A 14,791-nucleotide genomic window follows, 5' to 3' on the forward strand; every position below is an offset into this window, starting at 1 on the left:
CGGCATTTTTCGATCTGGCACGACACTCAGATCGACTCCGCGATTACCTGTGGCTTTGCAGCACTCATGCCAGCGCCCGCAGCCCGATTCACGAGGGCTTTAGCGCGCTCACCTGCCACCCCACAGGCAAACTGCACATCCACTGTTGCTGGACAAACAATTGAAGGCTGAAATTGCCACGACGCCCAGCTCAGGCGACAGGGCGATGGCATTTGGCAGTTGTCAAAATGCTCGACTAGAGTCAGACGACATCACCGAGGAACCAACGGAATGGCAAGCAAACGTGATTTGGTAATAGCCCTGAAGATCTACCGAGAAAGAACCGATGACGCCATCGCCGAGCGGAACAGGCAAATCAACGTGGCCAGGGAACAGTTGGCCGAGCTGTTCAGGATGGTGAATGTCGATATTTCCGGCGTTGGTGGCCTCGATCTGATCCGAACCGAAGAGCAGCACGCATTCGACGGCGCGATAGTCGAGCTCGAGTCACTCAAGATCGTCCTCGCAGGGAACACCGTTGATATCAAACCTGACATCATCGACTCGTCCCTGCGGGTGATCGTCAGCAACCTGTCCCCCGAACATCCATCGCTGATCATTCGAAAAGAGCACGGGCAATGGATTGTCTTTTCGTCGGCCGATACCTTCTTGTCACAGTTCAGCAATGACTTTCTCTTGAACCACCTCGTCGATCTGGTGAATCGCTCCTAGGGCAGTGCATAACGAAAGCGCAGGTCATTCGGCTGCGCTGTTCAGTGCACTGCGGTGCAGGATGACGGTATCGATCCCCTCTTCAACCGAAGGCACTTCCAGCATTGCAAAAACGCTGCGCAGCGCATGCTCCGGCACAATCTTGTCCGGTGCCCTCGCGGCGTTGCGTGATAGAGCCTGTTCCAGGCTTGCCTGCACGAACACCGCAGTTACCGGTACGTCATGAGCTCGGGCCGGCTTTAGCATGCGTTCGCGATGACGGCGTGCCGGCAGGGCCGCGTCGAAGATCACTGCGTGCCCCTCCAGGCCAGTGGCATGACGGGCAACCCAGCTCGACTTGCCCGCGCCTTGCACGCCCATGACCAGATAGAGCCTGCTTGCCTGCGCCAGCAGCGCCTCCAAAGCGGCATAGGCTTGCTCCCATGCCTGGTGACTGCGCTCGGCGGTGAATACCCGCCCGGCTGGCGTTTCCAGGTAGTCGTCAGGATTGACGATGCGCCCCGCCAGCACCGACGGCATCAGCTCAACCGGCCGGAAACGAAGTGCGTCGGATCGTTGTAGCCGGGTGTCGATGCGTGGCCAGGCGTAACCAGTGAATCGACGAAAGCTTCATCCTCGGCAGTGATGAGCACCTCCAGCGCCTTGGTATAGGTGGCCCAATGAGCCTCGGTTCGCGGGCCAACGATGGCTGAGGAGACTGCCGCGTTGTTGAGCACCCAGGCGATGGCGAACTCCACCACGCCGACGCCGCGCTGCTCGGCATACCCTTTGATCTGCTGGGCGATATGCAGCGATTCGTCACGCCATTCCGTCTCGAGAATACGCTTGTCCTGACGCCCTGCACGGCTGTCGCCAAGCGGCGCGACGCCAGGCTGGTACTTGCCGCTGAGCACGCCACGGGCCAGTGGGCTGTAGGGCACCACGCCAATGCCATGGAAGGCAGCCGCGGTAATCTGCTCCACTTCGACCTGCCGGTTGACCAAGTTGTACAACGGCTGGCTGACGACTGGCTTGGCCACACCCAGGCGCTCGGCAACGTTGGCGATCTCGGCGATACGCCAGCCACGGTAGTTGGAAACACCCCAGTAACGGATTTTGCCCTGGCGCAGCAGGTCGCCGATGGCTGAAACGGTCTCCTCCAGCGGAGTGAGAGGGTCTTCACGATGCAGGTAGTAGATATCCAGGTAATCGGCACCCAGCCGACGCAGGCTACCCTCGATGGCGCGCAGTACGTTCTTGCGACTCAGCCCGCGACGGTTGACCACGCCATCCGCGGCGCCCATACCGACCTTGGAGGCCAGTACCCAATCATCACGTCGTGCGGCGATGGCCTGGCCGACGATCTCTTCGGAACGCCCATCGTTGTAGACGTCAGCCGTGTCGATGAAATTGACGCCCTGGTCGAAGGCCGTGTCGATGATGCGCTGCGACACGCTGGCATCGGTCTGCCCACCGAACATCATGCTGCCCAGGGTTAGCGGCGAAACCTGCAGGCCGGAACGGCCAAGGCGACGATATTCAAGACTCATCTGATTCTCCTGTCGGCCTCAGGCCGACTCAATACAGCCTCACGAACACGCTCGATCACTGGCTCGAACGACTCGTGGAAGCCTAAGGCTGGCAGCTCGAGCGGCTGCCAGAAACATTCGAAACATAAGCCATCCTCGGCTTCGCTGCCGGAGGCGCCATGCGTCCAGGCGGGCGGCAAACCCGACACCGGCAACAGAAACAGGTGCCAGCGCTGGATCTGCACGTCCCCGGACGCACCGTGGCGCTCATGATCGAGTACGGCGAGAGCCTGCACGTCACCGCCGAAGACGACACCGGTTTCTTCGAACAACTCGCGAACGACTGCCTGCTCGGGAAGTTCGCCCGACTCCACCGTGCCCTTGGGTACCTGGTTGCCGGCCAACGGATGCCGGAAACACAGTAGGCTGCCTTCCTGTATGACGCACGCGACCGCCTTCAAGACCTCATGCATAACGACGTATCCAATCAAACTGTTTGCACGGCATCCTCATGAACCATCCCATCGGATTGCCGACTCCACAACCGGTAGTAATAACCGCGTTTCTTGAGCAGCTCCTGATGGCTGCCATCCTCGACGATGCGCCCCTTGTCGAAAACCACGATGCGATCCAGGTGGGCAACGGTGGAAAGCCGGTGGGCCACCACGATCACCGTCTTGCCATCCATGATCTCGTCCAGCTTGTTTTGAATGAAGTGCTCGGTGATCGAATCCAGGCTCGATGTGGCCTCGTCCATCACCAGTATCGGCGCGTTCTTCAGCACGACGCGGGCAATGGCGATGCGCTGGCGCTGCCCGCCGGACAGTTTGACGCCGCGCTCACCGACCAACGAGTCGTAGCCCTTGTCCATCGACTCGATAAAGGCACTCGCCCCGGCTCGATGGATGGCTGCCGCCAGCTCCTCCTGGGACGCATCGAGCCGCCCGTAATGGATATTTTCGCGAATGCTGCGGTGAAAAAGCCCCGGTTCCTGGGGAATCAGCCCGATCTGTTGATGCAGTGACTGTTGGGTGACTTCACGCACATCCACGCCATCGATCGTCACCTGGCCACCATTGACGTCGTAAAGACGCAGCAACAGGTTGAGCAAGGTCGATTTTCCCGAGCCGGAGGAGCCTACCAAGCCCACGCGCTGTCCAGCGGGGATGACCAGTTCGAGGTGCTCGAAGATCGGCTTGCCTGGCGAATAACCGAAGGCGACATCACGAAATGCCACCTCTCCCCGGCTGACCTGCAGGCTGCTGGCATCTGGCTTGTCTACCACTTCGTGGGGACGGATCAGCGTGCGAACGCCATTGGCGATATTGCCCGATGCTTCGAAGAACTCGAGGAATCGCCGTGAAAGGCTGGCCACATCGTTGATGATCAACAACGAAAGACTGGTGGCCATGACGAACGTGGCAATGCTGATCTGCCCGCTACGCCACAGGTAAAGCGACAGCACCAGCACGCTGATCTTCAGCAGCATTCCCGATATCGACTGGAACCAGCGAATCTTTTCCATGTAGCCAAACGAGCGATAAGCAGCACCTACCTCACGCTCCAGGTAGTCCCCCAGATAATCGTGTTCGAAGGAGTGGCGAGCGAACAGGCGGATGTTGGTCAGGTTGCTCACTGCATCGACCACCTTTCCATTACTGGTGCTGCGGGCCGCTGAATATTGTTGAGCCAACGGATGGCTGCGTTTGGCCAGGTGATAGCAAACAGCGATGAACAGCACCGACCAGCCAAACATCAGCAAGGCCAGCAGCGACGATGCCGTCCACAGCAGAGCGGTGGCCAGAATCAGGGTGACGGCCAGGGGAATCAGATCGAACAGCAGAATGCTCAGCGTCTGGTTGACGCCCAGGGCCACTTCGGAAACCCGGTGCGCCAGGGCGCCGGCGAACTCACTGCTGACGAAGCGATGAGAATGCTGCTGCAGATAGGCGAATACGGTATGCGTCACGGTACGGCGTTGCTGCGGCAGCACCCGAATATGGCAGCCGGTCGCGCTGCGGGTGAACAGCACCTCGAGCAGTATCAGGCCTGCGAACGCCAATACCGGCCATTGCAGGATCACCCGAGCGTTCTCCACGCTCAGCCCCTCACTGACCAGCCGCGTGATCTGCCCCAGCCCCCAGGGCACGAGGATGGTACATATCACCGCAGCGACCTGCAGCAGCAGGATGGCCAGATACCAGGGTTTGTAGTGCCTGACGAAGAACAGCACGAACTGCAGCGGGGTATCCGGCAAGCTGCGGATCTTCCAGTCGAGCGGGTCGCTCGGGGGGCGCGGGGTCAATCTGAAAACGCTCATGGCGTACGAATCCTTGCGGCAGGTAGGGTTACGCCGGAGTGGCAAGTTGCAGATTGAAGCGGGTCAGCGGCAGGGGTTCGCCGTTCTCCTCGAAGGTGCGTTGGCTGGCGGTATCGGCGACGAAGCCGGCGCTACGGTAGAAGCCGGCAGCACGCTCGTTGCCGTCCAGCACCCAGGCGGTAACGGCACGGTAGCCGGCGTCTTGCATTGCCTGCCGGGCCGCCACCCAGAGGCGGGAGCCGATGCCCTGCCCCCAGGCCTCCGGCAGCAGGTAGATGGCCATCAGCTCGCCGGTCGCAGGCGCGAAGCCTTCATCACGGCTAGCGCCAAACGAACACCAGCCCAGCACGCGTCCCTGGGCCTCGGCGACTCGAATCACCGGCTCCCCCGCTGCTATGGCCTTGTCGAACCAGGCCACACGACGCTCCAGGCTATCGCTCAGTGCGGCAAGATAAGCAGCCGACAGCAGGTCACGGTAGGTCACCTGCCAACTGCGGATGTGAAGTTCCGCGATAGCCCGTGCATCTCCTGCCTGCGGTGGGCGAATCAGCACACTGGCTGCAATTGAGGTCATTTCTCACAGGCCTCCCGCCCATTCTTCACGCTCGCCGCACAATTGCCGGCCTAACCATGGAGCACAGCCCGTGCCAACGCTATAACCCAAATAAAATCAAATGGTTAGGCCTAAACAGCGGCAGTTGGAAAATGTCCCTCTGGGCAAACTGCTGGAACGCTGTCTGCCTGGTAACAGCATCGGCTCAACCAGTGACCGAGCTGCCCGCCTTTTGTCCCAGGCGACGAAACAGCAACCAGGATGACGCGCACAGCAATCCGCACAGCAGCATGGTCAGGCTCAGATCGGAAGCATGGATCTCGGTGTGGCCGCGAAGATTCATGATCGCGCTCAGTACTACCGCTGCCAGTCCTATCGCCAGGCTCATGCTCAGTTGCATGGACATCGCCGACAGACTGCTGGCGCGACTTGCCAGCTCCACGGGCACGTCAGAGAAGGTCAAAGCCCCCAGGGTACTGAACTGCAGCGAACGAATGACGCCGCCAACGAACAGCAAGACCACGATCAACCAGTACGGCGTCTGCGCATCGAAGAGCGCACACAGTGCGATGGAGACCCCCGCTAGCAAGGAGTTGCCCAGCAAGGTGCGGCGAAAGCCGAAGCGTTTGACGATGCACACAGAGAGAAACTTGATTGTCAGTGCTCCGGCGCCCCCGGCCAGTGTCAGCAGGCCGGCCACCAGCGGACTGAGACCGAAGCCGACCTGAAACAGCAGCACCAGCAGAAACGGCTGTGAAGCACTGCCGAGACGAAACAGGTTCCCGGCCCAGATGGCCGTAGCGAAAGTCGGCACCTGCAACAGCCGCAGATCGATCAATGGCTGCGGTGCATGCCGCGCATGGCGCACATAGAGAGTCGCACTGCTCACCCCCAGCAACAGCAACGCAATGATCCAGGGTGTGGGCAGCAAGCCGTGGCCAATGGCCTCGAAGGCGAAAACGAGGCTGGCCAGGCCGAGGCCACTGAGAACGAAACCTCGTTCATCGAGCTTCGCCTGCGGCTGCGCCGGGTATTCCGGCACATGGCGGCGGATCATCAGGATACCCAGCACGCCGATGGGCACATTGATCAGAAAGATCCATTGCCACGACAACAGGGTAACCAGCAGCCCACCCAGCGGCGGGCCAAGCACGGGGCCGAGCAATGCCGGGATGGAGAGAAAGGCCATGGCTTGCAGCAAATGCTCGCGGCGCGCCCAACGCAGCAGGATCACCTGCCCGACCGGAACCATCATCGCCCCGCTGGCCCCCTGCAACAGCCGTGACAGTGACAGCTGCAGCAATGAACTGGAGGCCGCGCAGGCCAGCGAGCTGAGCATGAACAGCAGGATGGCTGCGATGAACACCCGCCGCGGGCCAAATCGATCTGCCGCCCAACCGCTAACCGGCACGAACAGCGCCACAGCCAGCAGATACAGCGACACCACCAGGTTCATGCGCACCGTCGGCTCGCCGAAATCCGCCGCCATCTGCGGTAGCGCCGTAAGCACCGCCGTCGCGTCGAGCAGCTCCATGAACAGTGCGCAGCCGATGATGATCGGCACCGTGCGGGAAAACGATTCACTCGCCATCAGGTAAGCGCCGCCCGGAACGGATCGGTCAGAAGACCCACTTTGGTTTCCTTACTCCGCAAGTCGAGAACCTGCCAGCCGTGGCGCCCGCGATGTGAAAGGGTCATGCCATTCAAATGGCAATTCGCCACAACCGCGCCTCGTCGAGCAGCAGTGCGGGGCTTTCCGGCTCGGCAGGCGGAACGATCAGGTCGACGCCTGCACCCGGCAACCGCGGCACGGCCCCCAGCAGGCGCTGGGTATAGGCTTGCTGCGGGGCAAGAAACACCGATTCGACCGGGCCATGTTCGATGGCGCGCCCCTGGTGCATGACCAGTACTTCATCACTGACGTGGCGGATCACCCCGAGGTCATGGGAGATGAACAGGTACGCCAGGCCCAGTTCAGCCTGCAGATCCGCCAGCAGGTCGAGCACCTGGGCCTGCACCGAGACATCCAGCGCCGATACCGGTTCATCACAGATGATCAGCTGCGGCTCGCTGGCGATGGCTCGCGCGATGGCCACACGCTGGCGTTGCCCACCTGACAACAGCAGCGGCCGGCGAGCGGCGATATCGGCCGGCAAGCGCACCTTGTCCAGCAGTCCGCTGACGCGCTCCTGGCGAACCTCTGCCGGAACACCCGCTACCTCCAGCGCGTCAGCGAGAATCTGCCCGACGCTCCAACGCGGATCGAACGAGCTGAGTGGATCCTGATAGATCACGCTGATCGCACGGCGGTATGGGCGCCGGGACTTCTCCTCGACGCCGATGCCGTTCCAGAGCTGGCCGAGAAAGTGAACCACACCTTGATCGGCGGGCAGCAAGCCTAGCGCCATGCGCGCCACGGTGGTTTTCCCCGAGCCGGATTCACCGACGATTCCCAGCGTCTGTCCCGCACGCAGCTCGAAGGACACATCGTCCACGACCTGACGGATCTGCCCATCCGGGCCCTGATAACGCTTGCCGAGGCCATTGGCCGTCAGTAATACGGAGGTATCCGAGTTTGCACTGCGAACCGGGCCGGCCTTGCCACGCCCTGGCGATAGTCTCGTACCGCGTGGATGCTCGGTCGGTACGGCATCGAGCAGCGAGCGGGTATACGGATGCTGCGGGTTCTGCAGAACTTGCTGCATGGCCCCCTGCTCCACCACTTCACCCTGCCTGAGCACCACGACTTCATCGGCGAGCTGCGCCACGACGGCGAGGTCGTGACTGATGATCAGCAGGGAATCACCCCGTGCCTTGATCTCCTGCAATACGCCAAGGATCTGCGCCTGCACGGTGGCATCCAGCGCGGTGGTCGGCTCATCGGCGATGATCAGCCCTGGCGTCAGCGCCAGTGCGCTGGCGATCAGCGCTCGCTGGCGTAACCCGCCAGAGAGCTGATCCGGGCGCTGCCGGGCACGCAACTCGGGTTCTGGAACGCCAACCGTCTCCAGAAGTTCCAGAACCCGCGCGGAACGCTCATGGCGAGTACCCCAGTCGTGGATTTGCAACACTTCGAGAATTTCCTTGCCCACCGGCCGGAGCGGATCCAGTGACACCAGGGCATCCTGCAATACGAAGCCGATCTCCTTGCCGCGTAATCGGCGCCATTGCCGCTCGGACAAGGTCAACAGATCATGCCCGGCGTAGCTCAGACGGCGGGCGCTGACCTGTGCGCCACTGCCGGCAAGCCCCACCAGGCTGCGCGCTGTGACGCTCTTGCCGGAACCGGACTCACCGACCAGAGCGACGGCCTTGCCCGGCTCGAGGGTGAATGAAAGATCGCGGATCACCTGACGATCCGCGAAGGTGATGGACAATCCTTCGACGATCAGACTGCGCTCACTCATGACAGACGCCCCTCTAGCCGCTGCTGTAGATAACGCCCGACGACGGTGGTGGACAGCGTGGTCAGGACGATGAAGGCCCCCGGAAAGAAGGTCAGCCACCAGGCGTTGGCAATGAAGTCCCGCCCCATGGACAGCATGGTGCCCCACTCGGGCGCAGGCGGTGGTGCGCCCATTCCCAGGAAGCTGAGTGCCGACGCCCAGACGATCGCCTGGCCAATGCCCATGGTCACGGTGACCAGCAATGGGCGCATGGCATTGGGCAGCAGTTGCCGCAGGATGATGCGCCGCGGCGAATGGCCCAGCGCCCGCGCGGCCTCGATATAACCCGAGCCTTTGACGGCGAGCACCTGGCCGCGAACCATCCGCGCATAGCCGGGTGCCGCGCCGAGCCCGGTCGCCACGATCAGCGGAATCAGCCCGGTGCCGAAAATGGCCACGAACAGCAGCGCCAGCACCAGCGAAGGGAACGCGAAGAGGATTTCCAGCAGCCAGCCCACTGCGCGGTCCGTGCGCCCGCCGGCGAGCCCGCTCAGCAAACCGAGGGAGATGGCGATGGACATGGCCAGAAAGGTCGCGGCCAGGCCAATGGTCAGTGACTGTCCGGCGCCATGAATCACCCGCGAGTAGATGTCCCGCCCGGATTGATCGGTGCCGAACCAGTGTGCCCAGCTCGGCGCCTGGAATGCGTCGCGCGGTGCGATGCTCAGCGGATCGGTATGGCTGAACAGTTGAGGCAGCAGTGCCGCGATGATCAACAGCAGCAGAAACATTGCGGCCAGCAAAGCCGCCCAGGGCAGTTTGTGGCGGCGTAGTCGCACAGGCGTTGGAAGCACTTGGGTATTGAGCGTCAACTCACTCATACGGTCGCCTCCTGGCGTGGGTCGACCCACTGATAGAGCGCATCGACCACTACGTTGATCAATACGTAGCCGGCAGCGACCACAAGGCTGATACCGATGGCCAGTGGCAGATCCTGGGCCTGCACCGCCTGGTACAACTGACGCCCCAGACCGCGCCGGGAGAAGATTACTTCCACCACCACCGCTCCGCTGATCAGCGAGCCAATGGCCCAACCGGAGAGGGAAATGCCCGGCAGCAAGGCATGACGAAGGGCATGGCGAAAGCGCACGGCGATATCACTCAAGCCTCGGGTACGGGCAGTTAGCACAAAAGGCTGCTCGAGCGTCAGCTCCAGGGATTCACGGGTGACCTGGGCAATGAAGCCGGCCAGAGGAATGGCCAGCGCCAGGGATGGCAGGATCAGGGTGCGCCAGCCGTCGCTGCCAGCCGGGGGAAACCAGCGCAGACCAAAGGCGAACACCGCCAGCAACAGAATCGCCAGCCAGAAGTGGGGAATGGAAGCGGCCAGGGTCTCGAGCATGGAAGCCAGGCTACCCACCCAGTGCCTGCGCCCGGCGGTCAGTACCGTGAGCAGCAGTACCAGCAGCCAGGCCAGCAGCAGCGAGAACAGGGTCAACTCCAGAGTTGGCCAGAACTGCTCGGCCAGCACCTGGGTAACCGGCAGGTGCTGCGAGTAGGACGAGCCCAGATCGCCCTGTACCAGCTTCGCCAGGTACAGCCCGTATTGCACGGGCAATGGCTTGTCCAGGCCGTATTCGCGGGTGGCCTCGGCGATGGTCTCCGGTGTCGGATTGCCACTCGGCCCACCGAGGATTGCCAGCACGGGATCGCCCGGCATCAGGCGCAGCGCGAAAAAGATCAGCGTGGCAATCGCCCAGAGAACGAACGCGCCGCCCAGCAGCCGATGGAAAAATCGCCTGGCCAATGCGACCCGACGCTGACGACGAGGATCGGGCGTGAATGCTGCAACGGAATCGCTCATTTGTTCACCCATGCGTCGTACAGATATGGAACGGCCAGCGATGGCTCCAGGTGCACGCCCTGAGTGGTCTTGTAGATGCCCAAGCGCGTGCTTTGCGGGTAGGTGGTCAGCTGCAGGTACTGACGCGAGATGATTGCCTGGGCCTGGTAATAGAGACGCGCACGGGCACTGGCATCCTGGGTCGCCAGCGCGGCTTTCATTACCGAGTCAAAGTCCGGGTCGGCGAAGCCAGCGGTGTTCTGGTGATAGCCGCCAACTCCTGCGGGCTGGACGAACTCGGAGCCAAACACGATGCGCAGGACGTCAGCCGTATTGGTGTTCCAATAGCCAATGCGAATGTCGTACTCCCAGTCCGCCTGACGCTTGGTCGCCTGCACGTCGCTCATCTGCTCGAGCTGCACATCGATTCCCGCCTGCCGGGCAGTCGCCTGCACCTGCTCCCAGAGGGTCAGCTCCGACGGCGCCGTACGGCTACCGATCACCACGTTGACGTGCAAGCGCTTGCCATCCCGGGTTCGGTAGCCCTGCTCGTCACGTTGCGTCCAGCCAGCCTCGTCGAGCAGCTCGGCGGCACGCTTCGGGTCGTACGCCTGGGCGGCTTCGAAATCGGCGCTGAAGAACCGGGTCGCCGAGCTGAGCGGCCCGCCCGAACGCGGAAACTCGCCGAAGTACACGCTTTTCAGCGCGCCCTCGACATCGGCACTGCGCACGAAGGCTTCGCGCACGCGCACGTCGTCGAACGGCGCACGGGTGATGTTCAAGGTGCCATTGGTGGGGTTGCCCGGGCGCTGGGCGATGATCAGTTGCAGATCGGGGTTGCGCCGCGCCGCTTCGTGGGACTCCGGCGGCAGCGTCTCGATGACGTCGACCTCCCCCGCCTGCAGCGACGCGAAACGAACCGAGGGCTCCTGAATGAATTTCCACTGGATACGTTCCAGGTAGGCCGGCCCCTGATGCCATGCGGTAGGTGGCGCCGAGTTGTAAGCGCTGTTGCGCTCGAGCAGCACCTGGTTCTGCCGCTCCCAGCGCACCACCTTGAAAGGCCCGCTGCCCACCGGGCTCTGGCAATTTTCATCGCGGCTGCGCTGCAGCGCCGCCGGCGACTGAATGCCCAGAAAGCCCTGGGCCAGCACCTCGAGGAACGCCGCATAGGGCGCATTCAAGCGCACCGCCGCTGTGTACTCGTCAATGATGTCGGTGTCCACATACTGGCGAATGTAGCCGCCGGCCGTACTCGACTGCGTCTTGGGGTTGACGATGTGTTCGAGATTGGCCTTGAGTGCCTGCGCGTTGAACGACGTGCCATCGGTGAAGCGCACATCGTCACGCAGATGAAAGGTGTAGGTTCTGCCGTCCTCGGACACTTCCCAGGACTTGGCCAGCCAAGGGCCGATCTCGCCCTGCTCGTTCATCGACACCAGCGAATCGAGAAACTGTCTGGCGACGAACAGTTGCGGCATATCCCCCGCCACATGCGGATCGAGGCAAGTCGGCTCGCGATCGGTGGCGTAGATCAAGGTGCCGCCGCTCACGGGCTGGTCACTGCGCGCCTGGGTCGCCACCTCTGCCCCGCAGCCGGCAAGGAGAATGGCACAGAGCGCCGTGGCGCCTAGCGAACGAACTGGTCGGCCGCCAGGGAGGCATTGCCGAGCGAATGGCTTGCAATGGGTATAGATAGGCATGTCACGCTCATTCCGAATGTCGAAGCGTCTGTTGCACCCTGCGTGCCAGGCCCGAGGCCCAGTGAAACCGGCCTTACGGGCGAGCGAACGGACGTCATCAGGAAACAAACTGTGCAGGTGCTGTTGGCAGACAGACAGCTGGCGCCTGAAACGCCAGCTGCCGCCCCTCATCACCAGAAGCTGTACTGGACGCCCGCATAGGCGCCAAAGCCGTCACCCGGGATGATCGAGCGCACATCGACACCGCGCGCATCATGAGTCGGGCTGATGGAGGCGGCGTACTTCTCGTCGGTGATGTTGCGCAGATCGAGGTAGACGGACCAGTCCTTCTTCGGCGAATCCCAGCCCAGCACCGCGCCCCACAGGTTGTAAGAGCCTGCGTACTGGCTGTTGGCGAAATCGATCGGCGCCTTGGAGGCGTAGTAGGTGTTCACGCCGACGTACACGCCATTGTTGAAGTCGTAACGCAGCTCTGCCTGGTAGTTGTGCTTGGGCACGCCCGGCAAGTCATTGCCTCCGAACTGATCGTCGTCCCGGTAGAAGAAGTCGCTGTAGGTGTAGGACTGGCGCAGGCTCAAGGCATTGCCAGCGTTCTCGTAAAGCAACGACTGCAGGCCGAACTCGATGCCCTGGTGGATGGTCTTGCTGGCGTTGTATTCGGCGGTGAGCGCATCCGCAGTCGAGGTCGCCTCGCGGATCACCACCGACAGCAGTTCATCCTGTACATGGGAGCGGTAGAAGGTCAGATCCCACGCATGGCGGCCGTACTCCCCTCGCGTACCGAACTCCAACGTGTCGGCGATCTGCGGTTCCAGCTGCTGGCCGCCAGAGTTGAGCCCGCTCGCCGGGCCGGAAGTGAAGACCTGCGTCCCCGAAACGAACGCCCACGACTGTTGAGCTTCCACGGTACGGCTGAGATTACCGAAGAGCTGCCAGTTGGGGCTCAGTTGATAGCGAGCACCGATGCGCGGGACGAACTCCCAATCGTTCTTCTCGATCGGGTTGTTGGGGTTGTCGGCCTCACCACCCACCGGGTACGTCACTTCGGCACGACGGCGGAACTCGACGGCAGAAAGGCCTACTTCCAACCAGAAACGATCATCCACCCATTCGATTTCATTGCTCAGGCTGAACACTGTATCGGAGCCGTCGTATTCGGTTTTGCGTACCTGGGTGCCAACCGGCAAACCGGCGGTATTGCCCCCTGGAACACGAACGCTGATCTTCGAATAACCATTGGCGTGCTGGGTTCGCAGCGCGCTGAAACGCGTGGTGCTGTTCTTGCCCCACAGCGAATCGAGCCGGTCATATTTCAGGCTGGCGGAGTAATCGGTGAAACCCCAGTAGTTGCGGTTCACGCCCTGTTTGGCGTCGATGGGATAGTCATGGTAAACGAGGCCCAATTCCAGGTTCGAACCGTCGTCAAAGGCGTATTCGGTCTTGTTGGCAAGCCAGGTGGAACCAGGCTGCTTGCGGTGTGCGCCGACGTTGACGCTGGTCGGGTTGGCCTGCTTGGGATCATCCTGCAGCTGAGCCTTGGTGATGTAACCAGGGGTCTCGTTGTCCGTGGTGCGGTAGCGGTAATAGAAGCGCGTCTTCAACTGCGGAGAAAACTGATAGCCGATATTGGACGCGACCCCAGCGCTCTTGCCGCGGGTCTGATCCTGGAAACCGTCTGCAGCGGAGTCCGTCAGGCTGACGTAATAATCGAGCGGGCCGAACACCTGGCCCGAGCTGATCTGGCGCTTCTGATAGCCGTAACTACCCGCCTCGTAACGGATCTGCAACGGCGCAGCATTGTGGCCGGTCTTGGTCACGTAGTTGATGGCGCCGCCCAGGTAGAGCGAGCCGACATCGAACGCGTTGGCACCACGTAGCACTTCGGTATGGCTCAGGCCCAGCGGCTCGAATAGCTCGTAGGGTGTGCCGCCCGGCCCGGAAACCGGCAGCCCATCGAAAAGAAAGAAGATCCCCGCACGAAAATAGCCAACGCCCTTGTTGATGCCCGAACCGCGGATGGAAATCCGGATGCCATCGTTGTTGCCACCTCCCTGAGTGGCCAGAACTCCCGGCTGCAGGGCAAACACATCGGTACTGGTGGATACCCGACCTTTCTCGACCCGCGCCGAGTCGACGAAATTCACACCACCGGCCACTTCCTTGAGGGTGCTTTCGGCAAGCTCCGTGGCGTCCAGCGATTCGCCCTGAACGACCACTGTGCCCAGCTGACTTTCCTGCTCTGCTGCTTGCCTGCCCGTGTCCGCCTGCACCACCTGTAATCCACCGATGAAAAGTACCGTGGCACTTACACCCAAAGAAGGTGAAAACAATGCTCGCATTGCATTTTTAGTCCGTTTACGCGTTTTCATCTTAATTGCGCCCCAGCGTTATCAAAGCCCATACAAACAGCAATAAAAGTTTGCCGATACCAATCACAGAGAGCATTTACCGTGCCAAATAAAAACATCGAAAACGCAAGGTTTCATTGGAAAAATTCAATACACTGAACATATTCAGACACTTATTTATTAATCAGTGACCCACCAAGAACACTTACTCATAAACCACAACAAGCTGCTCAAGAACGGTGACGTTCAAAAACACCGAAGTGAAAGAAAAGTTATTACCGAGCGCGAAATAAACGCAGCGAAATGGAATAAGCACCCACACAAAACAGCAGACGCCATTTGAATGCACGGCGTCTTTTGGCAAGTTATAAATAACGAAGGAAATAACTAACGCGAGGTGCTACGCGGGAGAGACTTGG

The 14,791-nt window shown here is 61.3% G+C and carries 12 protein-coding genes; 1 reads left to right on the plus strand and 11 read right to left on the minus strand.

All coding sequences use genetic code 11. The features are described from left to right. Positions 1 to 270: 270 nt before the first annotated feature. On the plus strand, positions 271 to 711 hold the full coding sequence (locus DNK06_RS14335) for a hypothetical protein (protein WP_131180665.1): 441 nt from the start codon (positions 271 to 273) through the stop codon (positions 709 to 711). A 24-nt stretch (positions 712 to 735) separates the two neighbouring features. Here the strand turns inward: DNK06_RS14335 and DNK06_RS14340 are convergent, their stop codons facing one another. The 11 genes from DNK06_RS14340 to DNK06_RS14390 all read right to left on the minus strand — a co-directional run bounded on the left by DNK06_RS14340 (position 736) and on the right by DNK06_RS14390 (position 14,363). Further along, complete coding sequence (locus DNK06_RS14340; RefSeq protein ID WP_207389988.1) at positions 736 to 1,230, minus strand: AAA family ATPase; 495 nt, start codon at positions 1,228 to 1,230, stop codon at positions 736 to 738. After that, positions 1,230 to 2,240 (minus strand): aldo/keto reductase, encoded by a 1,011-nt coding sequence (locus tag DNK06_RS14345; RefSeq protein WP_131180666.1) that lies wholly within the window; start codon positions 2,238 to 2,240, stop codon positions 1,230 to 1,232. Before DNK06_RS14345 ends, DNK06_RS14340 begins: the two co-directional genes overlap by 1 nt. Then, positions 2,237 to 2,692: an NUDIX domain-containing protein gene (locus DNK06_RS14350; RefSeq protein WP_131180667.1), complete on the minus strand. Its 456-nt coding sequence runs from the start codon at positions 2,690 to 2,692 to the stop codon at positions 2,237 to 2,239. Before DNK06_RS14350 ends, DNK06_RS14345 begins: the two co-directional genes overlap by 4 nt. Positions 2,693 to 2,706: 14 nt before the next feature. Further along, positions 2,707 to 4,539, minus strand: a complete 1,833-nt coding sequence (locus DNK06_RS14355) for an ABC transporter ATP-binding protein (protein WP_131180668.1) — start codon at positions 4,537 to 4,539, stop codon at positions 2,707 to 2,709. A gap of 28 nt (positions 4,540 to 4,567) precedes the next feature. Continuing rightward, positions 4,568 to 5,113: a GNAT family N-acetyltransferase gene (locus tag DNK06_RS14360; protein ID WP_131180669.1), complete on the minus strand. Its 546-nt coding sequence runs from the start codon at positions 5,111 to 5,113 to the stop codon at positions 4,568 to 4,570. Between the two features lie 184 nt (positions 5,114 to 5,297). Further along, a complete protein-coding gene (locus tag DNK06_RS14365; RefSeq protein ID WP_131180670.1) occupies positions 5,298 to 6,683 on the minus strand; it encodes an MFS transporter in 1,386 nt (461 codons plus the stop codon). A gap of 112 nt (positions 6,684 to 6,795) precedes the next feature. Beyond that, a complete protein-coding gene (locus tag DNK06_RS14370) occupies positions 6,796 to 8,499 on the minus strand; it encodes a dipeptide ABC transporter ATP-binding protein (protein WP_131180671.1) in 1,704 nt (567 codons plus the stop codon). Beyond that, positions 8,496 to 9,359 carry an ABC transporter permease gene (locus DNK06_RS14375; RefSeq protein ID WP_131180672.1) on the minus strand — a complete coding sequence of 288 codons (864 nt, stop codon included), beginning with the start codon at positions 9,357 to 9,359 and terminating at the stop codon, positions 8,496 to 8,498. The genes DNK06_RS14370 and DNK06_RS14375 overlap by 4 nt, the downstream gene beginning before the upstream one ends. Continuing rightward, positions 9,356 to 10,342 carry an ABC transporter permease gene (locus tag DNK06_RS14380; RefSeq protein WP_131180673.1) on the minus strand — a complete coding sequence of 329 codons (987 nt, stop codon included), beginning with the start codon at positions 10,340 to 10,342 and terminating at the stop codon, positions 9,356 to 9,358. The genes DNK06_RS14375 and DNK06_RS14380 overlap by 4 nt, the downstream gene beginning before the upstream one ends. After that, entirely contained in the window at positions 10,339 to 12,024 is a 1,686-nt protein-coding gene (locus DNK06_RS14385) for an ABC transporter substrate-binding protein (protein WP_131180674.1), read from the minus strand. The genes DNK06_RS14380 and DNK06_RS14385 overlap by 4 nt, the downstream gene beginning before the upstream one ends. Before the next feature lie 170 nt (positions 12,025 to 12,194). Further along, on the minus strand, positions 12,195 to 14,363 hold the full coding sequence (locus DNK06_RS14390) for a TonB-dependent receptor family protein (RefSeq protein WP_131180675.1): 2,169 nt from the start codon (positions 14,361 to 14,363) through the stop codon (positions 12,195 to 12,197). Positions 14,364 to 14,791: the final 428 nt, after the last annotated feature.

Origin of the sequence: Phytopseudomonas daroniae, assembly GCF_004327285.1 — a bacterium.
GTDB classification, from domain to species: Bacteria; Pseudomonadota; Gammaproteobacteria; order Pseudomonadales; family Pseudomonadaceae; genus Aquipseudomonas; species Aquipseudomonas daroniae.

Coding starts and splice junctions, on each gene's coding strand:
- DNK06_RS14335 (WP_131180665.1), top strand. CDS start 271: ATGGCAAGCAAACGTGATTTGGTAATAGCCCTGAAGATCTACCGAGAA.
- DNK06_RS14340 (WP_207389988.1), bottom strand. CDS start 1,230: ATGCCGTCGGTGCTGGCGGGGCGCATCGTCAATCCTGACGACTACCTG.
- DNK06_RS14345 (WP_131180666.1), bottom strand. CDS start 2,240: ATGAGTCTTGAATATCGTCGCCTTGGCCGTTCCGGCCTGCAGGTTTCG.
- DNK06_RS14350 (WP_131180667.1), bottom strand. CDS start 2,692: ATGCATGAGGTCTTGAAGGCGGTCGCGTGCGTCATACAGGAAGGCAGC.
- DNK06_RS14355 (WP_131180668.1), bottom strand. CDS start 4,539: ATGAGCGTTTTCAGATTGACCCCGCGCCCCCCGAGCGACCCGCTCGAC.
- DNK06_RS14360 (WP_131180669.1), bottom strand. CDS start 5,113: ATGACCTCAATTGCAGCCAGTGTGCTGATTCGCCCACCGCAGGCAGGA.
- DNK06_RS14365 (WP_131180670.1), bottom strand. CDS start 6,683: ATGGCGAGTGAATCGTTTTCCCGCACGGTGCCGATCATCATCGGCTGC.
- DNK06_RS14370 (WP_131180671.1), bottom strand. CDS start 8,499: ATGAGTGAGCGCAGTCTGATCGTCGAAGGATTGTCCATCACCTTCGCG.
- DNK06_RS14375 (WP_131180672.1), bottom strand. CDS start 9,359: ATGAGTGAGTTGACGCTCAATACCCAAGTGCTTCCAACGCCTGTGCGA.
- DNK06_RS14380 (WP_131180673.1), bottom strand. CDS start 10,342: ATGAGCGATTCCGTTGCAGCATTCACGCCCGATCCTCGTCGTCAGCGT.
- DNK06_RS14385 (WP_131180674.1), bottom strand. CDS start 12,024: ATGCCTATCTATACCCATTGCAAGCCATTCGCTCGGCAATGCCTCCCT.
- DNK06_RS14390 (WP_131180675.1), bottom strand. CDS start 14,363: ATGCGAGCATTGTTTTCACCTTCTTTGGGTGTAAGTGCCACGGTACTT.